Raw genomic sequence first — 23,316 nt, forward strand, 5'->3', positions numbered from 1 at the left:
AGAGGATACATTATGTCTATTTTCAAAAGAGTTGGAGATTTATTTAAAGCAAATGTAAATGATATGATTGATCGTGCTGAAGATCCAGAAAAGATGATCAAGCAATCTATTATTGACATGGAAAAACAATTAACGGGTGCAACACAAGCACTGGGACAAGCTATGGCTAGTGAAAAAGCTGCTTTTAATACCTTAGAAAAAGCAAAGAAAACTTCTAGTGAATGGGAAGAAAAAGCAAAAATAGCTCTTAAAGCAGGTAATCAAGAGCTAGCAAAGAAAGCACTTTCAGCTAAAGTAAATTCTGATCAAAGCATAGCTTCATTCCAACAGACCTATGATTCTATACATGGTCAGGTTGTTGATTTACGTTCAAGAGTAGAAGCGCTTCGTGCTAAATTAGAAGAAGCTCAAGGGCAACAAAATATTCTAATTGCACGTGCACGTACTGCTGATGCACAAAAGGACATTGCTCAAGCTATTAGTGGTGTAGATAGTAAAAGTGCATTTTCAAGAATGGAAAAGATGGAACGTAAAATTGAAGAGAAGGAAGCTGAAGCACAAGCTTTTACTAATGTTTCAGGGGATGATATTCTAGCTAAGGATGAGTTTAAAGAACTTGCTACAAATAGCAGTGTAGACGAGGAATTAGCTCGTTTAATGGCTGAAATGAATTCAGAGTCTAAATAGTTGAGGTGTTAATTTATGAATGTTCTTATTTTCATTCTTGTGATAATAGCATGCGTAGGATATGTCATATATGTGTTTAAACAAGCTGATAGTAAATCCTTAGACATTAGTTATATGAAAACTTCAAGTTTAAGTGATGCTATTAGTGTTTTAGATGAGATGTCTAACAGTGATACTAATTATAGACATTATGCAGAGATTAAGGTAACAGCTCATGGTAATAATAGTTTTCCAGCACCATTTAGCGGTCAAAGTGTTATTTATTATAGTAATCAATGTTTTTCTGTAACTCAAGAAAAACAGGTTACTTATGATAAAGAAAATAAGAGACATGAGCGTATTGTAAAAAGGGAGAGTGAGCTTTCTTCTGACAATAGTTCAGAACCTATTTTTATTAAGGATAATAGTATAGAATCACCTATACTGTTGGATCTTCAAAGTTTTGGAAGTAAATCAGATTTAACAGCTGGTTGTGATCGTTTTGAAAATAAAGATTCTCAATTTTCAAGAAGTCATTTTTCAAATTATAGATCTGGTGCTGATTTCTTAGGCTTTAGATTAAAAGAACGTATTCTTAGAGAAGGACAGCCTCTTTATATTTTAGGAGAGCTATATAGAATGGGTAATGATCTTTACTTTGGTTATGCTCATCAAGCTAATAAAAGTTCAATGGTTTCTGTAAAGTCAGAGGATCAAATTTTAAATGATGTAAAGGGTGAGAAAACAAAAGCTCTTATAACTGCAGCAGGTGTAGCTATAGTGGCATTTTTCTTCTTCTTTTCAAAACAATTTTAATAAAGGTACATGTAAGTTTTAGCTAATTATATGTATTTTAATTTAAGAGAAGAATAATTTAATAATAAAATTTAAATGTTATTAAAAATTGTTTTTTTGGATATACATTCCAATGAAGAATATTCATTCTTTATTTAGATAGAAGGTTCATTATAGAATAAATTCAATACTTAATGTAAATATGGAATATTAATTACAACTTAGATATACTTTAATGTATTGAATTTATATTATGAAACTTTACTTTATAGTGAGATTTTAATGTGGAAAATTAATAAGGTAACTTATTAGGATAATTAATGCAATATATGAAAAAATAGAGTGTGAATAAGTCACACTCTATTTTTTATAAATATTTATTTTCAATGCAAATATACCTTATATAAAGTTCTTATTCAGTGTAACCGTAAGTTACTTTAAGGCATTTTCTATGTGAGATAATAGCTTATCTAAAAGATAAAATTCGTTTATATCATCTTCTTTTTTTTCTAATTCAACATAAGAACCCTCTGTGGCTATAGTAATTATTTCTGCATTATTTATTAAGTAATTTAAAATAGATATATTAGTAGGATTTATAGCCTTTTTAGTATGGAAACAATCCAAATCAATATCTAAGATGAATTTTTTAGTTATACTATTATCAGTAAAAAAGCCAGGGATAAACTTATTTATTTGTTTTAATTTAAATATTAGTTCGTCACTTTCTATTACAGTATTATATGTATTAAGTAAACATTCCTCATCATGGGATTCTTTCATACATGTACTTGTACAGAATGGGTCTACGTAATATATCTTATCATTAGAGTAGTCTTTACAAATACCAACACCAAGTAAGCTAAATATTACAGCATGACTTATCATATCAGTTTTTAAGGAAAAATCTATATGCTCATTATTACGAAGCTTATCTAATGATGATGTAATGTCACTTAAATTATCTATATCTACAGTTGATAATAATTTCTTGCTAATAGTTTTCCACTCACATTCATTAATAGCACAGCTATGTCTATAAAATGCAGTACGGGTATCCATATGGTGGTCAAAAGTTAATAATACTGGTACAATTTCATTATTAGAGGCGTACTCTGACCATGGAAGTATAACTTCATGATGATTCTCTACAATGTAAATCTTTTTGTCCTTTATTACTTTTTCCCTTACTATATCCTGTTTCAAATTAAACACTCCTTTAAAAGAACCTTTAAGTTTCAATAATATATAGAATATCATATACTTAGCAAAAGGAAAAGCAAGTACTTAAAGCATCGCATAATTGAGTGTAATTAATATATGAACCACTATATAAATTTTAATAAATAAAAAGAAATGGGGCTGTTGCACTAAGAATAAATCTTTTAATGCCACAAGCCCCATTATACATTAATAATAATTAGATTATGGTATATAATAAAGTACCAATTACACCAGAACCGAATATAACAAGTATTGGATTAATCTTAAACTTTCTTAAAGCAACTAACCCACCAACAAATAAAAGCCCTTCTATTGGATGGAAATTTGATAATACTATATCAGCCTTTTCAGCTTGGAAAAGTGCTAAAGTCAGTATTGATAATCCAGCTGAGCTTATTAAGGCTACTACTGCTGGTCTAAGGCTTGAAAGGATAGTTTGTACACCTTTTAAATTACGATATTTATAATAAAAGTGAGCTAATATAAGACAAATTATAAATGAAGGAATAATACATCCTAATGTACAAATAAGAGCTCCAGGTAATCCTGATAATTGAGTTCCTACAAAGGTTGCTGAGTTAATGGATATAGGTCCAGGAGTCATTTCTGCAATGGTGATTAAATCAGCAAACTCTGCTAAGGTCATTAATCCATGAACATTAACAACTTGATTTTGAATTAGTGGAATAGCAGCATATCCGCCACCAACACTAAATAATCCTACTTGAATAAAGCTGAAAAATAGTAAGGTAAGAATTTGCATCTTATAAATCTCCTTTCACTTGTTTTTTATCACGGTATATTTCTAAGATAAGAGAAGCGATACCGATACCAACACAAAGTAAGATAACAGCCATTGCACTAATATCCATAACATATGTCATAATAAATGTTACAATCATTAAAATAATATAAAACATGTTACCAGCTTTAATAATATTTTTAGCAAGGTTAATAACTACATCACAAATTACAGCAGCAACACCAGCACGCATAACTAATAAAGCAGTAGCAATGGTTGGGTTAGATCTGAATTGATCGTAGAACATAGCTATAACTGATATAATAATTATAGGTGGAATAATTGTACCAATTACTGCAACAAGAGAACCTAATATACCTTGTACACGATAACCTAAAATAACAGAGGCATTAACAGGAATAGGACCAGGACTTGATTGTGATATAGCAGTTATATCTAACATTTCACTCTCATCTAACCATTGTAATTCCTCAACAAATTTTTTCTTCATAAGAGATACGATTACAAATCCACCACCAAAAGTACATGCACTAAGCATAAAGGTAGATTTAAAAAGTTGCCATAAAACTTTCCAATCTCTTTTAACTTTTTTATTGTCCATATTTTATAAACACTCCTTATATTATTATTTGGAATTATGTCCATATAAAATTCAATTTATAATGTCAAACAACTTAAGTTTAAGGTAAAACCTAACATAAGTAAAATATATAATTATTATATAGATGATAAGTAAATAATTATACACATCAGTTGCTTACCAAATAATTATATACAATATTTATATAAATAGTAATAATATTAAATATATTTCTAGATATAACAAGTATATTTTAAATTGTACTTTTGATTTTTAATTATGAGATAATAAAATATTAAATATTGGGTTATATAGAATAACCTACTTAGAAGTTGTAGATTTTAAGTATATATAAATTAAGCTAAATAAGTACTATTTTTAAAAGCTTGCTTATGTATTATGTGAAAATATATAACATGTTTGAATTTGAATCTGATTTACATAAATGGTATTAAATTGTACAATATAAATATATATCTAAAATTAAAACATATAAAAGTATATAATGAGAGTAAAGAAATAAAGTATAAAGTATATAGTAGAAAATAAAAATTTTAGAAATTAGATAAAAGAGCAAATCCTCATAGAAGTAGTGAATCTATAAAACTTCATCTAAGAGTATTTTTTAAACAACAAAGTCGAAAGTTAAAAGTGGATGCATCTTCAATGCTTGTCTTATTAGAACATTCCATAATTTGTAAAAATTCAAGAGTAAATTAATTAGTAATTTTAAATATAAAAACTTTTAAAGAGAAGAGGGGGAGTATTTTTACTTATATATTGTAATATTAAGACTTCATTATTAAAGCTTAGTTTATATTTAAATATTCTTATAAGAATGTATAAGAATATTAGAAATTTTTTATGAATGTATTTTTAAAAAGTAATTTTATAAGTAATTTTATAAGTAATTTTAAGGAAGGAGTTAAATATGTTTAAGTTGTCTAAAAAGTTTATTGCAAGAAACAAAAAGTATACTTTTATAATAATTGCTGGAATTATGCTGCCTGTAATGATGATGTTTTCATTGATACAGCTTGCTAACAGTATAGGTTTAAAGTATAAGGATTTTTTGATTAGTAACGAAAGGCAGGATTTTAAAGTATCATCCATAGATAAAGAAACCTGTGAGAAGATAATAAAAAATGTAAATGAAGTTTATAAGGATGAGGTAGAGAGAATAGAATTCAGCGCATATATAGGACAAGCTTACTTTGAAAATGTGGATACTACTAGAGGAACACTGATATTAACTAATGAAGAAGGAATTAGAGAAATCAATGACTTTAAAATACTTGAGGGGAAATATCCAGAAAAATCCTTCGAAATTGCTATAGAGAAAAGTGTTAATAATAAATTTGACCAACCCTTCAAAATAGGTGACAAAATAAATCTTGATGTGGAGGATGGTGAAGGAAATTTAATTGAAAAATCCTTTGTCATTAGTGGATTTATGTGTGATACACCTATACAAGGTAGCACTTTAGGGAAGCAAAGTTATATTTTTACGAATAAAAGTACTGTAGAAGCCTTAGAAAAGGAAGATTTTATATTTCTAAAGGATAATTATAATATAGATTTTTTAGTAGATAAAAATAAGTTTGATGAAGACAAAGTTTTTGAGATAATCATGAGCATTTATCCTATGATTGATGAGCAATATTTGATTAAGGTTGATAAGAATAGAAAAGGAGAAGCTACAGAGGAAGAAGCAAAATCTATTGGAGAGGTATTAAAAAAGGTTAAAATTAATGAGGCTAAATCTAATGCCTATGGAGAAAAAGATGGTTACGATTCCGTTGAAATATCAATAAAAACCATATCAATAATAATATCAATAGCAATGGTTTTATTAGTGTATAGTAACATGAATTTAGTTACTATGGAAAGAGTTAAGCAGTATGGGACACTTAGATGCATAGGTATGAGTCAAAAACAATTATCAAAAATGATAGTGTTTGAAACAGTAGTTTATGGAGTAGTAGGGGTGGCATTTGGAATAATCCTAGGTACATTGCTTAATTCTGTAATTGGTGAAAAAATAATGTATATGGTGGTGGGAAGTGAAGTTAAATTAGCAGGAACCTTTAAATCCTATTGTGAAATTTTAATATTAGTCGCTTTTTCACTGTTAATAGTTTCAGTAGGTATAATTTTAAAAATGAAAAAATTTCAACCTACGGAAGCCCTAAACTATTCAGAAAGCAATAAGTTTTTTAAAAGTAAAACAAGCTCCTATAATTTAAAGGAAAAGCAAAAGCTTATAAGTTTATTTGCTAAGAGAAACTTAAAAAGAAATTTAGATAAAACTATAGTTAATTTTATATCTTTAGTAGTATCTATTACCCTAATTATGGTTATTATAAATGGAGTGTTTTCTATAAATAAACCAGAGAAAAGCTATAAAAGCAAGTTTTCAGATTATGAGATAGTTCAAGGATTTTCAGGTGGAAATAAATCTTATATAGCAGAAGAAAAGATAAGTAAAATATCAGATATGGAAAATGTAAGAAAGGTTTATGCCTTAAACAATATTGTAGAGAATACTTTTAGTACACTAGATGATAAAGATAGTCCTTCACTAGTAATTTACAACAATGAACTTTTTGATAAATTTATACAAGATAATAATCTTAAGGATATTAATTATCTTAATGAAGATATAGCTATTTTTATAAAAGATAAAAACCTCCAATCACAAAAAAATTATTTTGAGAAGTTTCAAAAGGAAGTAAACAATACTTTGCAAGGATATATAAGAAATACTTATACAGAGGATAAGAAGGAAGTAAGTTTTAAACTTAATAAGTGTATAGAGGGTTATGGGGTAAATCAAGGAGGAACTCCAAAGCCAGATGGTGAGTATATAATAATAAATGAAAATCTAGCAAGAAAGCTTTATGGGAAAATAAGTTATACGGACATAATGATTGATTTAGGTGGAAAAGTAACAGAAGATTTTCAAAGAAATATTTCTAAATTATTAAAGGATGAGATAGAAGTTACCCATGGAAAGTATGATGCTGGTTTTGAAGAAAGTGAAAGACAAGTATTAGGTATGGTTATTTTAATTGCTTATATGCTATTTGCTACGGGATTGGTTACATTTTTAAATATTAGAAACACAATTAAGGCTAATATAATAAACAGAAAAAAAGAAAATGGAGTGCTTAGAGCTATTGGAATGTCAAATAAGCTTTTGACCAAGGTAATAAAACTAGAAAATATAAAGCTAACAATTTATGCAGATATTACAAGCATTATTATATCAATGCCTATTAATATGTATGTAACCTATACTTTAACAGAAAAATCACAAATTAAATTATGGATATACATTTTAATTAGTATTATAGCTATCTTGTGTATATATGGAATCTCTGCCTTAGAAATAAAGAAGAATTTAAGTGAAGAAATAATAACAGAAGTAAATGAGTATTAGGAGGTGTTTAAGATGAAGGTAATAGAAATAAAAAATGGTTCTAAGATTTATGGTGAAAATGAAAGTAAAGTTGTGGCTTTAAACAATGTAAATTTAGCTATTGAAGAAGGTGAATTTATAGCAATATTAGGGACAAGCGGTTCAGGGAAAAGTACCTTATTAAACATGATAGGTGGATTAGATAAATTAACAAAGGGTGAAGTTTATATATGTGGTAAAAAGTGTGATAAACTAAATGATGAAGAGATGTCAAAGATAAGAAGAAAAGATATTGGCTTTGTGTTTCAAGCATATAATTTGATCCCTGTATTTACAGTCTATGAGAACATTGTAACACCAATACTTTTAGATGAAGGAAAGATTGATGAAGAGTATATAGAGGACTTACTTAAAACCCTTGGAATAGAAAATAAGAAATCAAGCTTTCCAAGTCAATTATCAGGAGGGCAAAAGCAAAGAGTAGCAATAGCAAGAGCTTTAGCAAATAAGCCTAAAATAATCTTAGCAGATGAACCTACAGGAAACTTAGACACAAAAAATGGAGCAGAGGTTATGAGTTTGTTGAATATATCAATAAAAAACCATAAAAGTACACTTATAATGGTAACACACAATGAAGAGATTGCTAAAACAGCAGATAGAATTATAAAAATAGAAAATGGAGAAATACAGTTAAAGTAAGTATTTTATATAAGAGCTGTCACAGGAACAATAAATATAATGATATGTTACATTTGAAGATAATCTACAGAGTAATATATTATATATGTATTTATTAGAGTGATAGCTCTTAATTATTTTAAGAAAGTTTTATAATAAAATCTGAGCTTAATATATAGGTTCTAATTAATATTCTACATTCTTAGTAATAGCTGTATTCTAAAATGAATGGTAGCTGTAAATGCAATGAAGAGTGTTTATTATAATATATATTGAATATTTATTTTATAGTTTGTTAAAATGATATAAGAATGTAGTGAGAGAAGTTAAATTTTATTTATAGTAATTTAGCTAATAATTTTCTAAATAGGTATAACTTAGGGGTGATGTAATGGCAGTTATCTTAATTGTTGAGGATGATAAGGAACTTAGAGAAGAATTACATATATTGTTAGAAGACAATGGGTATACACCAAAGGATGTAAATGAGTTTAGCAATACTAAGGAGGAGATTTTACTTTCAAATGCAGATTTAGTTTTGCTTGATATTAAGATTCCATATATAAATGGACAGCAACTTTTAAGAAGCATAAGAAAGGAATCTGATGTACCTATAATAATGCTTACTAGCAAAAACTCTGAAGCAGATGAAGTGCTTAGTATGAGTTATGGTGCAGATGATTATATAACTAAACCATATAATCCAGTATTATTACTTTTAAGAATAGAGGCTTTACTTAAGAGAACTAGTAAAGTAGGACAGGATTTAACTTATAAGAATATCAAGGTAAATTTACTTAGAAGTACTTTAGAGTGTAAAGATGAGGAAGTATTATTGTCTAAAAATGAGATAAGTATATTTTATTATATGTTAATGCATAGAGGAGAGATTGTTAGTAGAGACGATATAATTAATTATTTATGGGGTAATGATAGATTTATAGATGATAATACCTTAACCGTTAATATAAATAGACTAAGAAAAAAACTAGAAGGTGTTAATTTGAAATCAGTAATAGAGACTAGAAGGGATCAGGGGTATATTCTTATATGAGACTAAAATATTATTTACAAAATAAAGTTGTACATATCAGTATGTATATTGTTTTAATGGGTCTTATTCAATTTATGCTTTATATGTTTAAGGTTCCTTCACCATTAATGATTTCAATCTTAATTTTAATGCTTACTTTTATAATTCTAGAAGTTACATATGATTACAATAGAAAAAAAGATTTTTTCAATGAGTTTTTAGAAAATTTAGATCAATTAGATAAAAAATATCTTATTACAGAAATAATTAAGAAGCCTAACTTTATTGAGGGTAAAATTATATATGAATCACTACAAGATATTAATAAAAATATCTATGAGGAAATAGAGCAGTACAAAAATAGTGTAAGTGATTTTAAGGAATACATAGAAATGTGGATTCACGAGGTTAAAATACCAATAGCAAGCTCAGTTTTGATTCTTCATAACAATAAACCAGATACAGTTAAAAAGGTACAGCTTCAAATAAATAGAATAGAAAGCTATGTAGAACAGGTTCTATATTATGTTAGAAGTAAAAATGCAGAAAAGGATTACCTTATAAAACAGTGTAATTTGAAGGAAATAATAAATAGTGTAGTAAGGAAAAATAAGGATATTCTTATTTCAAAGCATATTGCCATAAATGTTGAAGATGTTTCTGAAAGTATATTGAGTGACAGTAAGTGGTTAGAATTTATTATAAATCAGATAATAAGCAATAGTATAAAGTATTCTAAGGATGAAAGTCCAAAGATAAGCTTTAGGAGTGAGAGTAAAGAGGGTAAAATAATATTGCATATCGAGGATAATGGTTTGGGAATAAACAAAAGTGATTTACCCAGAGTCTTTAATAAATCTTTTACAGGTGAAAATGGTAGGGGTAACTCAAGTTCAACGGGTATGGGACTTTATTTATGTAAGAAGTTATGTAATAAGATAGGTCACTTTATTGAGGTAAACTCAGAAAAAAATATTTTCACTAGAGTTTCTATAACATTCAACTGTGATGAATATTACAAAGATGTAAGATAAGGTTATATAAATCGATGTTAGCAATATTTCCTTTTTTATATAATTATTTTAGAAATAATTTACGAATCAATAAGAAAGGAGCAAAATTATATGTTTAATATTTTAAAAATAAATAATATAAGTAAATATTATGGTAACAAATCTAGCTTAACAAAGGCTTTAGATGATCTTTCAATGGAGGTTGAGAAGGGTCAATTTGTTGCAATTATGGGGGCGAGTGGTTCAGGAAAAACTACACTTCTAAATACGATTTCTACTATAGATAATGTAACTAGCGGACATATAATTATAGATGATAAGGATATAACTACACTTAAGGGACCTAAACTTAATAAATTTAGAAGAGAGGAGCTTGGATTTATATTTCAAGACTTTAATCTTTTAGATACCCTTACAGCTTATGAAAATATTGCCTTAGCCTTACAAATTCAAAACATAAAAGCTACAGAAATAGAAGGTAAAATTAATGAAATTGCAGAAAAGCTTAATATTAAAAAGGTTTTAAATAAATATCCCTATGAAATGTCAGGGGGACAAAAACAAAGAATTGCCGCTGCAAGAGCAGTTATAACAAATCCTAAACTTATATTAGCGGATGAGCCTACAGGAGCCTTAGACTCAAATAGCGCTAAAAGGCTTCTTGAAATATTTCAAGTTCTTAATGAAGAATTAGAATCTACTATTCTAATGGTAACCCATGATGCTTTTACAGCTAGTTATGCTTCAAGAGTGATTTTCATAAAGGATGGGAAAATATTCAATGAATTTATAAAAGGGAATGATACTAGAAAAATATTCTTTGAGAAAATTATAGATGTTGTTTCATTGCTAGGAGGCGACGGCAATGATGTTATTTAAGCTTTCACTGAAGAATATAAAAAAGAGTTATAAAGATTATGGTATATATTTTTTTACTCTCATTTTAGGTATTTCTATATTTTATATTTTCAATTCAATAGAAAGTCAAACAGTTATGCTTAACTTAACAAAAACAACTAACAATGCAGTTTCTACCATGACAAAAGCATTATCAGTTATAAGTGTATTTGTGTCCTTTGTGTTAGCTTTTTTAGTAATTTACGCTAATAATTTTTTAATGAAAAGAAGAAACAGAGAGTTTGGTATATATATGACCTTAGGCATGGGAAAGGGGAATATCTCTAAGATTATACTATTTGAAACAATGATTATAGGTGCCATATCGCTATTAATTGGACTTATTATCGGAACTGCTTTATCACAGGTTATGTCTATTGTAGTTGCAAATCTTTTTGAAGCAGATATGAGCAAGTTTAGATTTGTAATTTCTTATAGTGCAATAATAAAAACAGTTAGTTATTTTTGTATAATATTTTTGGTTGTCATGATATTTAATGTTATACAGGTCAATAGATGCAAGTTAATAGATTTAATTCAAGGTGTGAAAAAATCTGAGAAGATAAGAATTAAAAATCCATACATTTGCACAGTTACACTTATATTTTCATCAGCTCTTTTAGGCTATGCATATTATAAGGTTACTAGTGATGTATCTAGTATAGGTACACTAAAAGATGTTATATTGCAGATTGTATATGGAATTATAGGAACAGCTTTGTTATTTTGGTCTTTATCAGGACTTCTTGTGAAGCTTGTAATGATGAGAAAAGGTTTTTATTATAAGAACTTAAACAGTTTTACTTTAAGACAGATTAGTAGCAAAATCAATACAACAGTTTTATCTATGACAGTGATTTGTCTTATGATATTTTTAACTATTTGTATTTTTTCAAGCTCGGTTTCCATGAATTCTTCTTTGAAAGAGGGAATGAAAAAATTATCAACTGTAGATATAGCTATTTTAAAATCTTCAAACTTACCTAAAGTAAACGAGGAAGAAGGCGAGGAATATACTGATGAAGAAATTGAAAAGTCTAATATAGCTATTAATCAATACTTAGAAATTGCTGGGTTTTCAATAAATGAAAACTTAAAAGATATAGTTAGCATCAAGACATATAAAACGAAGGATGTAACACTTAGGGATACCTTAGATGTAGAAGATGAAGGTTTTGATTCAAAAGAAACTTTAGTAAAAATAAGTGATTATAATAAAATAGCCAAACTTTATGGACTTAATACTTATGAACTTAGTGAAAATGAGTACATGATAATTTGTAATGTGAAAAATACCATTAATATGAGAAATTCAGGACTTAAAAATAAAACACCTATAAGTATAAAAGGAAAAGAATATATACCTAAATATAAAGAGTGCAAGGATGGGTATATTATGATGAGTTCAGAACCTCAAAACTTTGGAGTAATTTTACTTCCTGATAAAGCGGTAGATGAGACAATGGTTACTTCGGAAATACTGGCTGCTAATTTCATAGGAAGTAGTAAGGAAGAAAAACAGTTAATAGAAAATAAGGTTTCAGAGCTTAGAGAAAAATTAAAGGGTAGTAAATTAGGTTTTAGCACTAAAATAGATATTTATAATGCCAATATTGGTACTAGTGCAATGGCAATATTTATTGGTTTATATGTAGGAATAGTATTTTTAATATCTAGTGCTGCCATCCTTTCTTTAAAGGAATTATCAGAAAGTGCTGACTCTAAGGAAAGATATAGAACTTTAAGAAAAATTGGTTTGGATGATTCCATGATAAATAGATCATTATTTGTACAAGTTGCCATATTCTTTGCATTCCCACTTATACTTGCAATAATTCACTCTATTTTTGGCATACAGGTAAGCAACATGATGCTTGAATCCTTTGGAAGAAGTGGAATGTTAAAAACTATAGTAATTACTTCAGTATTTTTAGTAGTTATATATGGAGGTTACTTCTTAATAACTTATTTATGTAGCAAAAATATTATAAAAGAGTAATTAAAGTTTATGTTAAAAGTAAATTAGCATTATTAAAATAGTGGCCTTTGAGAAATTATAGCCACTATTTTTAGATTTCAAAGAAAAAAGTATTGAATTCTTGAAATTTAAAATATAAATAAAATATTAAAGATAGAGATATAAGTATATTATATTTAAAGTAATAAATATAATAATTTAATTTTAATATTTGAGTAAAAGAAGAAAATTTATAAGAATTATAGGATAGAAAAAATAGAGGTATACCATATTAGTAAATATAAAAAAGGTTCAACGAATAACTTTTCATGTTTATGAGATAGTAATAATGAAAATAAAATTAATTTTATTACAGGAGGACTAGTTATGTTTAAACATGAAAAGCATTTGTTAACAGAAGTTAAAGTTGAAAAACCAAACCCTATATATGCAAATTTAATGCAGGAGCAACTTGGTGGTGCTAACGGAGAGCTTACAGCTGCTTTAACTTATTTTATTCAAAGCTTTAGAATAAAGAATCAAGAAATTAAGGATTTATTTTTGGATATTGCGGCAGAGGAATTTGGTCATGCAGAAATAGTTGCAACAACTATAAATTTGTTAAATGGGGAGGATGTTACTGCGCCACCAGCTCCAGTAGGATCAATTGAAGCAACAACTACTAGTAGACTTACACCTATGCTTGCAAATTCATCAGGTTACTTATGGACTGCTGCATATGTAAATGAAACAGGTGACTTGGCTGCAGACTTATTAACTAATATAGGAAATGAGCAAAGAGCTAAGACGACCTATGAAAATTTATATAGACAAATAAAGGATAAACATGTAAGAGAAACTATTATGTATTTACTTGAACGTGAAGAAGCTCATAACACAATGTTTAGAGAAGCCTTTAGTAAAATTTTAGGCACAGGTTCATTAAAGGATTGGGGAACTACAGAGGATGCTAAAATATATGCTAATTTATCTACGCCTGGACAATATTTTGGAGACTTAAAAGATCCGAAAGCACCAGAATTTAAGGATGCAGATCCAGGAAAATAATAGCATATTAATACTACAGTATTGAGATATAAAGTGATTGATAAAATAATTGTAGTTATAAAATTGGTGAGTACATAACAAACTTGAAAATAATATGAAAAACTATAAATAAAAGAAGTCTTTAAACATTGTATTGCATAGTAAAAATCAGCATTAATAAAATAAAAAGCACTAATAATTAATTTATCTTAGCTATTAGTGCTTTTTAAATATAATATAGTCTAAGTATTATTTATATCATTATCTATATATTCTAAAATGTCTCCTGGTTGACAATTTAGTTCTTTACAAATAGATTCTAAAGTAGAAAAACGTATAGCTTTGGCTTTACCATTTTTCAGTATAGAAAGATTAGCATTAGTTATATCAATTTTTTTAGCTAAGTTTTGTAAAGATATTTTTCGTTTAGCCATCATCACATCTAAATTTATTATTATTGGCATATTAAAATCTCCTATTATTATATAGTTTGATCATTTTCTTCTTTAATTTCTTTAGCATTAAAGAATAACTCTGAAAATACTAAACATAAAAGTCCTATTAGTATACATATTAGTGAAATTAATAATATTATTGGAGTTATTAAAAAATTGCTAAAGATATTTGTATTAAATTTTAAAAATAATGAAGTAAAAATAATTAGTAGTATTTCACTAAAGGCACATACAGCTATTGTTTTTAAGCATTTAACGCTTCCAGTTGAAAATGGTGTATTTTTAATTACTAAAGTGCAAATTTTTTTTAAGCTAAATAAAGACATAATATAAGGTATAGAGCATAAATAAATACAAAAAGAGATTTTTAAAATTAAATTTTGATTTAAAATTCCAAATGCGCTTTTTAAAAAAGCAGTAGTAATTAATGGCGTTCCTAAGAGAAGAAGGAAGGTTAGAATTATACCTAGTATCAGAATGATATTTAGAATCTTTGAAGTTAAATGTTCGTTCATTTTGTTACCTCCATAAATTTAGTAGAATAAATATAAAGGGAATAATTTATTTTAAAATAAAATTAACACACTTTGAAAAAAATTATAAAGTTAAAAAGGCTCAAACTACGCCTTTTTAACTTTTTTATACAAAATACATAAAAAATTAATAAAAGATATAATGATTCCAATAAATAAGAACATATATCCAATAGGTATTAAAAAGAAAAATGGTTCAATAAGCATTCCATTAGGTGAGATAGTTGCTCCAGATATTTCTGAGATGATAAAACAACATATTCCTAATATAAATGGTAAAACATAAATGTATTTTTTCATATAAAACACTCCTTTTAAACTTTGTAAATTTATAATACCATGAAATCAATCCAAAAACAATAATAATTTGTTGTTTATCAATAAATTATTATTCCGATATGATAATATTTCGTGCTGATGTTTGGTTATAAAAAACTTTAGTATTAAAAAAGTAGAATAGCTTACATGAATTGAGAGAAACTAATATGAGTTAAAAAATGTTTTTTAGAATTAATAATTAAATTAAAAGAACTAAGTAGTAAGTACTTAACCTCAGATATAATGAATGACCATAGAAACCGTTAAAAATTAAATTCGAATTATTTTCAGAAATAATTTAAAAAAAGTGTTGCAATAATATAAAGGCTATGTTATTATAAATAAGTAGCAGCGAAGTTGCTAATTAAAAAAAGTTTCATTTAGATAAATAGTTTCTTGAAATTAGAGATTATTATATCCATTTAGAATCTTTAATTTTAGGAGGAATATATATTATGACAGATAAGACAATAGTATGCAGAGATTGCGGAAGCGAATTCGTATTCACAGTAGGAGAGCAAGAATTCTACAAAGAAAAAGGATTCGATAACGAGCCAACAAGATGTGCTGCTTGTAGAAGAGCTAAAAAAGAACAAAATAGAAGATAATTTTAGAATGTTCAGGGCTGTAGTTTAAACTACAGCCTTTTTTATTTTTTGCAAAAATAACCTTTCATTCAATGTAAGTTTTATATAGGGTGATTATTTTATATAATAAGGGCATGGAATATGACAAGATTAAGTTGGATATAAGATTTAAATTATAAAATAACATAATATAAATCGCATTTTTGAAAAAACGTATTTAATCATTCTAGGGTGAATGTTATTTATTAAAATATAAGATATATAAATTAGAGCTTTATCTAACTATAATTAGTACATGAAAGAGGGGTATAAAAATGAGGGATACGATATTAGAAGTAAAGGATCTAAAAAAGTATTATGGAAAAAAGGATTCTATAACTAAGGCATTAGATGGTATAACTTTTCAAGTTATTAATGGTGAATTCATTGGAATTATGGGAAGTAGTGGTTCTGGTAAAACTACATTACTTAATTGTATAGCAACTACAACGAAACCAACTGAGGGAAGTATACTTTTAAATAAAGAGGATCTTGGTAATTTTAAAGGAAAAAAACTAGCGGAGTATAGAGGAAGTAGAATAGGATATCTTTTTCAAAACTTTGAGCTACTGGAAAATTTAACAGCAAGAGAAAATATCATGTTACCCATAGCTATTCATAATAAATTAAAAGAAGGAAATGAAAATAGAGTAGAAGAACTTGCAAATTACATGGAAATCAAGGATGTTTTAGATAAATTTCCAACTGAGATGTCAGGGGGACAAAAACAACGTGTGGCTGCTGCAAGAGCACTTATTCTAAATCCAGAAATTGTTCTTGCAGATGAACCAACAGGAGCCTTAGACTCAAAGAATGCAAAGGCACTTATGGAGAAGTTATCGCAGTTAAATGAAGATAAAAAGGCTACAATTTTAATGGTAACTCATGATGCTAATGCAGCAAGTTATTGCAATAGGATTTTATTCATACAAGATGGAAAGTTATTTCATGAGGTAAGAAGAAAGTTTCCAGAGGAATCTAGACAAGATTTTTATGAAAGAATTTTATTAGTAATGGCACAATTGGGAGGGGGAAGTGCTAATGTTCTCTAATTTAGTTAAGCAGAATAGTAAACGAAATAGAAAAGAGAATGGGTTATTTTTCATTTCTCTTATTGTATCAATTGTGGCATTTTACATTATTTTATCATTAGGGAAACAAGATGTAATTATATTTCTAAAAACTATGGAAAGTGATGCTATAAATAAATTATTTTTATTAATTCCTGTGTTATATGGATTCTCTTTATTTATATTATTTTTCTTAGTATATTTTGCAGGAAAATATCAATTAGAGAGAAGAAGTCATGAATTAGGCATGTATTTAATGCTAGGTATGAAACGTAGCAAATTATTTTTCATGTTATTTTTAGAGGAATTTTGGAATAGCATTATTTCTCTAGCAATAGGATTACCTGTTGCTATTCTATTGTCAGAAATGATTAGCTTAATTACTGCAAAGATAGTTGGTCTTGGGATTATAGGACATGAATTTTCCTTTTCAATATCAGCTGTCTTAGGGACGATTATAGGATACTTCCTTATTAGGCTTAGTGCATTATTAATTCTTAGTGGGAAGTTTTCTAGAAAGGAAATCATAGAATTGCTTTCAGAGTCTCAAGAAGAAAAGAATAGAAAAAATAATAAGATTTTCACTGCTATTAAATTAGTTGCAGGAGTTGTCTTACTAGGAATTGCTTATAATAAAGCAATCTACGGTGGAGCTTGGGAAAGAATAAGTTCCATGGCATTTGCAATGATTATGGGTGTTTGTGGTACATTTCTTTTATTTCATGGAATTGGAATTTTCTTTGAAATGATTTTAGTTAAAAGAAAGAACAAAAATGGTTTAGGAATGTTTACCTTTAGGCAATTACAGGAATCGGTATTTCTTAAACCCAATGCACTTGCAATTTCATCACTTTTAGTTTTAATGGCATTATGTTGTTTTGGTTATGGAATATCAGTTGGTTTTTTATTTAACTCTACGGATGCTCATGTAATTGATTATACTTTTAAGGAACCATCGGAAGTTGTGAAGTCAGAATTACAGAGAGTAGAAGCTGAAAAGTATATAGATAAGATATTTGAGATGAAGGTAGGTATGTATTTCCCAGAAAAAAGTGAATACAATTTTTCTATAGAGAATTTAATTACTATGATAAAAGCTGAAGGAGAAAGTGAAAGGAAAAATGTTTTAATAAATAATTTTGAAACCTTAGAATCGCCATATTTAATTTCCTTATCTGGTTATAATGAACTATTAAAATCAGGTGGTAGAGAACCTATTAAGCTTAGTAATAATCAAATGGCATTTTATATGAATTCTGATTTTCAGTATGGAGATTCAAAAGAAATACTTGAGAGATTACTTAAAGAAAAACCATATATAGAAATGGGTAAAGAAAGCTATGAATTAGTTGATAAACTATATGATGATAAGATAGTTACAGATAGATTTATTACAATTAGTAAAGGATTTATTGTTACGGATGAAGTATACAATATTTTAGTAAATAAGGGTGATTCTTATTGGAATGCTACCTTAAATAAGAACTTTATTAAGGAAAAAGGATTAATGCAAGCAATTGTAGAAGTGAATAAGCTACTTGACACTTCTAAATTATCCTATGAGAGCTATCTTCAAAACATGGGTAGAGGGTTGTTTTACACAGTATCAGCAAGTTACACTACAATTTATATAGCAATTATTTTCTTAATTATTGCTAATACTGTAATAGGTGTACAGTTCTTAATGCAACAGCAGAAAACAAAGAAACGTTATAGTACATTAATTAGTCTTGGAACAGATTGTGGAATGTTATGTAAATCAGCAAGAGCTCAAATTAATTGGTATTTTTCACTGCCAGTAATAATAGCAACAATAAGTAGTTTCTTTGGAGTAAGGGCATTGTTTGCAGGACTTATGACTAGAACAATGAGTGGAAAGGTAAATTCATTAATGATAATTGCAGCTGCTATTATTATGGTACTTTGTATGGTAGAATTTTGTTATATGATGCTTGTAAAAAGAAGTAGCGATAAGAGTATTGTAGAATTAATAGAAGAAAATTAAGAGTATAAGTAGGAGGAACTGTGTGAAAAAGATTGTGATTGTTGAAGATGAAGCATTTATGAGGGAAGAATTGGTTTCCATATTAGAAAAGGAAGAATATAAGATAAGTTGTATTACCAATTTTGAGAATGCAGTAGAAGAGATACTTAAGGAATGCCCTGATCTTGTGCTATTGGATTTGAACTTACCTGGCATAACAGGCTTTGAAATATGCAAGGGGCTTCGTCAAAAAAGCACAGTTCCAATCCTAGTATTAACAAGTAGAGATAAATTAAAGGATGAGCTACATGCCTTGGGCTTAGGTGCCGATGAATATTTAAATAAACCGTGCCATAAGGAAAGGCTACTAGCTAGAATTTCTAATTTACTTCGTAGATTTGAGGATAGAGAAAACTTTTTAGAACTTAAGGGCATAAAACTTGATGTACAAACTTACACCATGTATGTAAAAGGGACTTCCTTAGTTTTACCAGAAAATCAAGGGAAAATCATGGAGCTTTTATTATCACATTCTGAGGAGATTGTTACAAAGGAAATGTTATTTAAGAAATTATGGGGAACAACTGAGTTTGTGGATGAGAATGCACTCCAAGTTAATATAACAAGACTAAAAAAGACAATAAAGAAGTTAGAAATAGACTATAAAATTACTAATATAAGAGGAAAAGGGTACTGTATTGAAGCAATGGGAGAAAAGTATAATGGTTAGAAAATTAATGGGAGCATTTGGAAAATATAAAATATGGTTTTTTAGCATTTTAATATTAAATTTTATATTTGGTGCTATGTTGTGGCTTATAGATACTGAAAGATTTTTAGCCATTTTTCCTACAATGTTACTTGCTTCCTTTATGTTATATTGTGCCATAGGATTAATAGTATATTTTTTTGATGAAAAAAAGAAAGAACATTTTATGGATTTCTTAGATAATCCGGATATAGAAAAGCAAAAGAAAATACTTAGTTTATTTTCTTTAGAAGAAAAAGAAGTAATAAAAGAAGTTGGTGAGATATTAAGAAATAAAAATAGTGTTATTAAAAGTCAAGAAAAGAGTATAGATGAATACGAAGAATACATAGAGTCTTGGGCTCATGAAATAAAAACACCTTTAGCACTTATGACCTTTGTGTTAGATAATCGTAAGGAAGAAATATCACCAATTGTTTATAAGAGGCTAGAGTACTCTAGAACGAAAATACAAGAGGATATAGAAAGAATGCTCTATTATGCAAGACTAAAATCTGCTAGTTCAGATTACTTTTTCAAAGAGTTGTCTTTAAAAGAAATTTGTGATGAAGTGGTAGAGGAATACGATATTTTATTAAAAGAAGAAAATATATCTACAGTTATGGAAATAGAAAACTCACAAGTTATTTCAGATAAAAAGGCATTGCTATTTTTAATAAGGCAAATTATAAGTAATTCTATAAAATATAAAAAGGCAAATGAAGAAAGTCATTTTATTATATTTTCAGCTGAGCAAGATGAAATTAGTGGAGATATAAAGCTTATTATAAGAGATAACGGAATTGGTATAAAGGCATATGACTTGCCATATATATTTGAAAAGGGATTTACAGGTGAAATCGGAGAACAAAGAAAAAACTCCACAGGAATGGGACTTTACTTAGTAAAGCAGTTAGCACATAATTTAAAAATTGAACTTCAGGTTTCAGAGAATTATAAAGAAGGATTTGAGATAAGCTTAGTATTTCCAAAAATTTAATCTATAGAGCTTGAATCATGGAGATAATATATTTTCAAAATGTATCTAATTACAAATTAATATTTTCAGTATAAATTAGGGAACTTTTTCATGAGTTCCCTTAAAATTTTTTTATAGTGTCAATATTATTCTTTAGCAAAGATTAAATTTAAATTAAGTCATCTAAGCCATTGACTGTTGTTTGTTCATTTTCGTTAATTGGTATGATGATACACTTTTGTCCGTCAATTACTTGAGACTTTATATGAGGGACTTTTTCAGGTTTTACTTTAAGTATTACATCATATTCTGTAGCTGCAGTATCTTCTGAAGCTGAATTTTCTTCTGTAGCATCTTCACTAGCTTCAACTTCATTGTCCTCAGAGGAGGTGTCTAAATTCTCTTCAGTAGACTCTTCTGTTGTAGACTCTAAGGATTCTTCTAAGTTATTATTCTCAGAATTAGCATCTAGAATTTCAATATCATTTTCAGATTCTACTACTGTAGGAGCTTCAATACTTTCAGAAGTTTCTTGTTTAACTTGCTCAAGTTTAGTCTCAAGTATTTCTACTTGCTTTTGAAGAGCATCTTCTCTTTTTCTTTGAGAACTTGCCTTAAGGATTTTAGAATCAATTAAGTTTTCTACTAAAGGCAGATCTTCACCGAAGTTATCCATGTAGGATTTTTCAATCTTAGATGTCACTTCTTCAGGAACTCCACTTTCGATTAAAAGGTTTTGAATTTCTTTATTGCTTAGAGTTATAGGTTCAGCATCGGTATCATCATAAATGGCATTGTACTCATCTACCATATTATTTAGATTTTCTTGAATATCCATAAAGATTTTCTCAGCTTTCTTTTCATCAGTATTTATGGAATCCTTAATAATTGTTTGGAAGGTTTCCTTTTGTACAGTAGCTGTTTGTCTTGAGATACAGCCTAAAGCACCTTCCATTAACTCAGGGTGTGTATCCTTTGCGTTTTTAGTGTAATACATAATGGAGTTAACATCAGAACTACGCTCAATAAAAGCAGGAAATACAAATCCATTAACAGGGGCTTCAACTACCCAATCTCTAATACGAGCTTTTATTTTATTTTCCTCTTCAAAATATCTAAGTCCAGGCTCAGAAAGTGAAACGGGACAAATTGCACATAATACATATTCATAGACTTCTTCAGATTCATCTATTTTTGAATTATCCTTAGTTTTGGTAATAACATCATAGGCATCATGAAATATAAGTATTAAATAGTTACTTGCAAAGCCATAGCTTTCAATAATTGAATTATAAAAGGCATCAAGTAAGGTATCATCTTTTAATTGGCTATTCTTAAGCTGCATAAGAGAAACTTGTTTTTCATTTATAAAATCCTCATTAACCGGAAAGTTAAGTTCTAAAATATTATTTCCAATAGTCCCTGATAGGACCTTTTTAGCAATTTCTAAATATTTAAAGTACTCATCTTCATCTAAATTTAGAAAGGTTTCTCTAAACTTTAGCATCACATGTTTTTCACCAGTAACATAACAACCACACATTTTTGTGAAGGTACAATAATCTTTCTTAAAACGCTTTTTTAATTCAAGTATATCTTTTTTTCTCATATAGTATCCTTAGCAAGGGGCTAAAGGTATTAGCTCTTACTAAAGTTCACCTCCTTAAAATATCCCATATATTTAAACCAATTAGGATTAAGTTCAAATAACATCATTATATAAGTATAGTATTTTTTCTGTAGTAATTAAAGATTTTATTTTAAAATTTAGGCAAAAAATGTAAAAATAAAAATTAAAATAAAAAAATAAAATTTTAATCTAATTTTAATCTTTCTTATATTTAAGATTAATTTTCCAATTATATTATATAACCATGATGAAGAAAGAAATTAGTAAGCAATTTAGGGAGGAATCTTAATATGGAAAGAAACGAAATGATTCAAGTTTTAATGTCAAAGGTTAATGTAAGTTATGAGGAAGCTCAAGTAGCATTAGAAATCTGCAACTGGGATATGCTAGAAGCTGTTCTTTATTTAGAAAGAAGTGGAAAAGTTCCTAATGAGGAGGTTACAACTATGGTAAAAGTACCTGAAAATAATAATGACTATAAACAAAATAGCAAGAACAATGAGCACTTTGGTGGTATAGGAGAGATCTTAGGAAGAATGTTCAAGTTTGCAGGTAAAATTTTAAAGAAAGGTAATGACAATTACTTTGAAGTAAGAAAGGAAAATGAAAAACCTATAAGAGTATCAGTTACAATATCAGTAATCTTATTAGTATTTTTAGCAATTCCAACTTCAATTTTATTAGTAGCTGGTTTATTCTGTGGATATAAGTACTCAATTGTAGGCGAAAACATTAATTATGATGGTGTAAATAGTGTATTTGAAGAGGTATCAAAATCAGCAGATAGTATTAAAAAGGATTTCAAAAAAGGATATGAAAGATAATATTCTTTATAAATAGGGAAGCAATAAGGAGATTTTGACTAATATTCAAAGTCTCTTTATTTTTGTATAGAA

22 protein-coding genes are annotated in these 23,316 nt (G+C 27.8%); 15 read left to right on the forward strand and 7 right to left on the reverse strand.

Features of this window, described 5'->3' with window-relative positions; all coding sequences use genetic code 11:
* Nucleotides 1-12: 12 nt before the first annotated feature.
* Nucleotides 13-687, forward strand: coding sequence for a PspA/IM30 family protein (locus BUA48_RS04975; protein ID WP_072830750.1), 675 nt, complete (start codon nt 13-15; stop codon nt 685-687).
* A 15-nt stretch (nt 688-702) separates the two neighbouring features.
* Nucleotides 703-1,482, forward strand: coding sequence for a GIDE domain-containing protein (locus BUA48_RS04980; protein WP_072830752.1), 780 nt, complete (start codon nt 703-705; stop codon nt 1,480-1,482).
* A gap of 411 nt (nt 1,483-1,893) precedes the next feature.
* Here BUA48_RS04980 and BUA48_RS04985 read toward each other — a convergent pair whose 3' ends face one another.
* From BUA48_RS04985 to BUA48_RS04995, 3 genes are all read right to left on the reverse strand, one after another.
* Nucleotides 1,894-2,676 (reverse strand): peptide arginase family protein, encoded by a 783-nt coding sequence (locus BUA48_RS04985; protein ID WP_242944300.1) that lies wholly within the window; start codon nt 2,674-2,676, stop codon nt 1,894-1,896.
* Nucleotides 2,677-2,881: 205 nt separating this feature from the next.
* Entirely contained in the window at nt 2,882-3,448 is a 567-nt protein-coding gene (locus tag BUA48_RS04990; RefSeq protein ID WP_072830756.1) for a chromate transporter, read from the reverse strand.
* 1 nt (nt 3,449) lies between these two features.
* Entirely contained in the window at nt 3,450-4,049 is a 600-nt protein-coding gene (locus BUA48_RS04995; protein WP_072830758.1) for a chromate transporter, read from the reverse strand.
* A gap of 910 nt (nt 4,050-4,959) precedes the next feature.
* Here BUA48_RS04995 and BUA48_RS05000 point away from each other — a divergent pair.
* From BUA48_RS05000 to BUA48_RS05030, 7 genes are all read left to right on the forward strand, one after another.
* Complete coding sequence (locus BUA48_RS05000) at nt 4,960-7,470, forward strand: ABC transporter permease (RefSeq protein WP_072830760.1); 2,511 nt, start codon at nt 4,960-4,962, stop codon at nt 7,468-7,470.
* A gap of 12 nt (nt 7,471-7,482) precedes the next feature.
* Complete coding sequence (locus BUA48_RS05005; RefSeq protein WP_072830763.1) at nt 7,483-8,151, forward strand: ABC transporter ATP-binding protein; 669 nt, start codon at nt 7,483-7,485, stop codon at nt 8,149-8,151.
* 370 nt (nt 8,152-8,521) lie between these two features.
* Complete coding sequence (locus tag BUA48_RS05010) at nt 8,522-9,184, forward strand: response regulator transcription factor (RefSeq protein ID WP_072830765.1); 663 nt, start codon at nt 8,522-8,524, stop codon at nt 9,182-9,184.
* Nucleotides 9,181-10,197 carry a sensor histidine kinase gene (locus BUA48_RS05015; RefSeq protein ID WP_072830767.1) on the forward strand — a complete coding sequence of 339 codons (1,017 nt, stop codon included), beginning with the start codon at nt 9,181-9,183 and terminating at the stop codon, nt 10,195-10,197. The genes BUA48_RS05010 and BUA48_RS05015 overlap by 4 nt, the downstream gene beginning before the upstream one ends.
* A 90-nt stretch (nt 10,198-10,287) precedes the next feature.
* On the forward strand, nt 10,288-11,055 hold the full coding sequence (locus BUA48_RS05020; protein ID WP_072830769.1) for an ABC transporter ATP-binding protein: 768 nt from the start codon (nt 10,288-10,290) through the stop codon (nt 11,053-11,055).
* Nucleotides 11,042-13,072 carry an ABC transporter permease gene (locus BUA48_RS05025; protein ID WP_072830771.1) on the forward strand — a complete coding sequence of 677 codons (2,031 nt, stop codon included), beginning with the start codon at nt 11,042-11,044 and terminating at the stop codon, nt 13,070-13,072. The genes BUA48_RS05020 and BUA48_RS05025 overlap by 14 nt, the downstream gene beginning before the upstream one ends.
* Before the next feature lie 345 nt (nt 13,073-13,417).
* The gene (locus tag BUA48_RS05030) at nt 13,418-14,098 is read left to right on the forward strand and encodes a manganese catalase family protein (RefSeq protein WP_072830773.1); all 681 of its coding nucleotides are present in this window, start codon (nt 13,418-13,420) and stop codon (nt 14,096-14,098) included.
* A 221-nt stretch (nt 14,099-14,319) separates the two neighbouring features.
* On the opposite strand, the gene BUA48_RS05035 is transcribed toward BUA48_RS05030, so the two are convergent.
* From BUA48_RS05035 to BUA48_RS16010, 3 genes are all read right to left on the reverse strand, one after another.
* On the reverse strand, nt 14,320-14,541 hold the full coding sequence (locus BUA48_RS05035) for a helix-turn-helix domain-containing protein (RefSeq protein WP_072830775.1): 222 nt from the start codon (nt 14,539-14,541) through the stop codon (nt 14,320-14,322).
* A gap of 17 nt (nt 14,542-14,558) precedes the next feature.
* Entirely contained in the window at nt 14,559-15,047 is a 489-nt protein-coding gene (locus tag BUA48_RS05040) for a DUF2975 domain-containing protein (protein ID WP_072830777.1), read from the reverse strand.
* 105 nt (nt 15,048-15,152) lie between these two features.
* Entirely contained in the window at nt 15,153-15,365 is a 213-nt protein-coding gene (locus BUA48_RS16010; RefSeq protein WP_072830779.1) for a DUF3955 domain-containing protein, read from the reverse strand.
* A 473-nt stretch (nt 15,366-15,838) separates the two neighbouring features.
* On the opposite strand from BUA48_RS16010, the gene BUA48_RS05050 reads away from it, so the two are divergent.
* From BUA48_RS05050 to BUA48_RS05070, 5 genes are all read left to right on the forward strand, one after another.
* Nucleotides 15,839-15,991, forward strand: coding sequence for a zinc-ribbon domain-containing protein (locus BUA48_RS05050; RefSeq protein WP_003371037.1), 153 nt, complete (start codon nt 15,839-15,841; stop codon nt 15,989-15,991).
* Between the two features lie 293 nt (nt 15,992-16,284).
* Entirely contained in the window at nt 16,285-17,061 is a 777-nt protein-coding gene (locus BUA48_RS05055) for an ABC transporter ATP-binding protein (RefSeq protein WP_072830781.1), read from the forward strand.
* On the forward strand, nt 17,051-19,084 hold the full coding sequence (locus BUA48_RS05060) for an FtsX-like permease family protein (protein ID WP_072830783.1): 2,034 nt from the start codon (nt 17,051-17,053) through the stop codon (nt 19,082-19,084). The genes BUA48_RS05055 and BUA48_RS05060 overlap by 11 nt, the downstream gene beginning before the upstream one ends.
* Before the next feature lie 22 nt (nt 19,085-19,106).
* Nucleotides 19,107-19,793: a response regulator transcription factor gene (locus BUA48_RS05065; protein ID WP_072830785.1), complete on the forward strand. Its 687-nt coding sequence runs from the start codon at nt 19,107-19,109 to the stop codon at nt 19,791-19,793.
* A complete protein-coding gene (locus BUA48_RS05070) occupies nt 19,786-20,811 on the forward strand; it encodes a sensor histidine kinase (protein WP_072830787.1) in 1,026 nt (341 codons plus the stop codon). Before BUA48_RS05065 ends, BUA48_RS05070 begins: the two co-directional genes overlap by 8 nt.
* Before the next feature lie 148 nt (nt 20,812-20,959).
* On the opposite strand, the gene BUA48_RS05075 is transcribed toward BUA48_RS05070, so the two are convergent.
* Complete coding sequence (locus BUA48_RS05075) at nt 20,960-22,399, reverse strand: DUF4317 domain-containing protein (RefSeq protein ID WP_072830789.1); 1,440 nt, start codon at nt 22,397-22,399, stop codon at nt 20,960-20,962.
* A gap of 311 nt (nt 22,400-22,710) precedes the next feature.
* Between BUA48_RS05075 and BUA48_RS05080 the strand changes: the two genes are divergently transcribed.
* Nucleotides 22,711-23,244: a UBA domain-containing protein gene (locus BUA48_RS05080; protein WP_072830791.1), complete on the forward strand. Its 534-nt coding sequence runs from the start codon at nt 22,711-22,713 to the stop codon at nt 23,242-23,244.
* Nucleotides 23,245-23,316 lie beyond the last annotated feature (72 nt).

The organism is Clostridium collagenovorans DSM 3089, assembly GCF_900130005.1.
Classification (GTDB): Bacteria; Bacillota; Clostridia; order Clostridiales; family Clostridiaceae; genus Clostridium_D; species Clostridium_D collagenovorans.

What these genes read in the sequence shown, in the direction of transcription:
- BUA48_RS04975 (WP_072830750.1), top strand. Translation starts at nt 13, where the DNA reads ATGTCTATTTTCAAAAGAGTTGGAGATTTATTTAAAGCAAATGTAAAT.
- BUA48_RS04980 (WP_072830752.1), top strand. Translation starts at nt 703, where the DNA reads ATGAATGTTCTTATTTTCATTCTTGTGATAATAGCATGCGTAGGATAT.
- BUA48_RS04990 (WP_072830756.1), bottom strand. Translation starts at nt 3,448, where the DNA reads ATGCAAATTCTTACCTTACTATTTTTCAGCTTTATTCAAGTAGGATTA.
- BUA48_RS04995 (WP_072830758.1), bottom strand. Translation starts at nt 4,049, where the DNA reads ATGGACAATAAAAAAGTTAAAAGAGATTGGAAAGTTTTATGGCAACTT.
- BUA48_RS05000 (WP_072830760.1), top strand. Translation starts at nt 4,960, where the DNA reads ATGTTTAAGTTGTCTAAAAAGTTTATTGCAAGAAACAAAAAGTATACT.
- BUA48_RS05005 (WP_072830763.1), top strand. Translation starts at nt 7,483, where the DNA reads ATGAAGGTAATAGAAATAAAAAATGGTTCTAAGATTTATGGTGAAAAT.
- BUA48_RS05010 (WP_072830765.1), top strand. Translation starts at nt 8,522, where the DNA reads ATGGCAGTTATCTTAATTGTTGAGGATGATAAGGAACTTAGAGAAGAA.
- BUA48_RS05015 (WP_072830767.1), top strand. Translation starts at nt 9,181, where the DNA reads ATGAGACTAAAATATTATTTACAAAATAAAGTTGTACATATCAGTATG.
- BUA48_RS05020 (WP_072830769.1), top strand. Translation starts at nt 10,288, where the DNA reads ATGTTTAATATTTTAAAAATAAATAATATAAGTAAATATTATGGTAAC.
- BUA48_RS05025 (WP_072830771.1), top strand. Translation starts at nt 11,042, where the DNA reads ATGATGTTATTTAAGCTTTCACTGAAGAATATAAAAAAGAGTTATAAA.
- BUA48_RS05030 (WP_072830773.1), top strand. Translation starts at nt 13,418, where the DNA reads ATGTTTAAACATGAAAAGCATTTGTTAACAGAAGTTAAAGTTGAAAAA.
- BUA48_RS05035 (WP_072830775.1), bottom strand. Translation starts at nt 14,541, where the DNA reads ATGCCAATAATAATAAATTTAGATGTGATGATGGCTAAACGAAAAATA.
- BUA48_RS05040 (WP_072830777.1), bottom strand. Translation starts at nt 15,047, where the DNA reads ATGAACGAACATTTAACTTCAAAGATTCTAAATATCATTCTGATACTA.
- BUA48_RS16010 (WP_072830779.1), bottom strand. Translation starts at nt 15,365, where the DNA reads ATGAAAAAATACATTTATGTTTTACCATTTATATTAGGAATATGTTGT.
- BUA48_RS05050 (WP_003371037.1), top strand. Translation starts at nt 15,839, where the DNA reads ATGACAGATAAGACAATAGTATGCAGAGATTGCGGAAGCGAATTCGTA.
- BUA48_RS05055 (WP_072830781.1), top strand. Translation starts at nt 16,285, where the DNA reads ATGAGGGATACGATATTAGAAGTAAAGGATCTAAAAAAGTATTATGGA.
- BUA48_RS05060 (WP_072830783.1), top strand. Translation starts at nt 17,051, where the DNA reads ATGTTCTCTAATTTAGTTAAGCAGAATAGTAAACGAAATAGAAAAGAG.
- BUA48_RS05070 (WP_072830787.1), top strand. Translation starts at nt 19,786, where the DNA reads ATGGTTAGAAAATTAATGGGAGCATTTGGAAAATATAAAATATGGTTT.
- BUA48_RS05075 (WP_072830789.1), bottom strand. Translation starts at nt 22,399, where the DNA reads ATGAGAAAAAAAGATATACTTGAATTAAAAAAGCGTTTTAAGAAAGAT.
- BUA48_RS05080 (WP_072830791.1), top strand. Translation starts at nt 22,711, where the DNA reads ATGGAAAGAAACGAAATGATTCAAGTTTTAATGTCAAAGGTTAATGTA.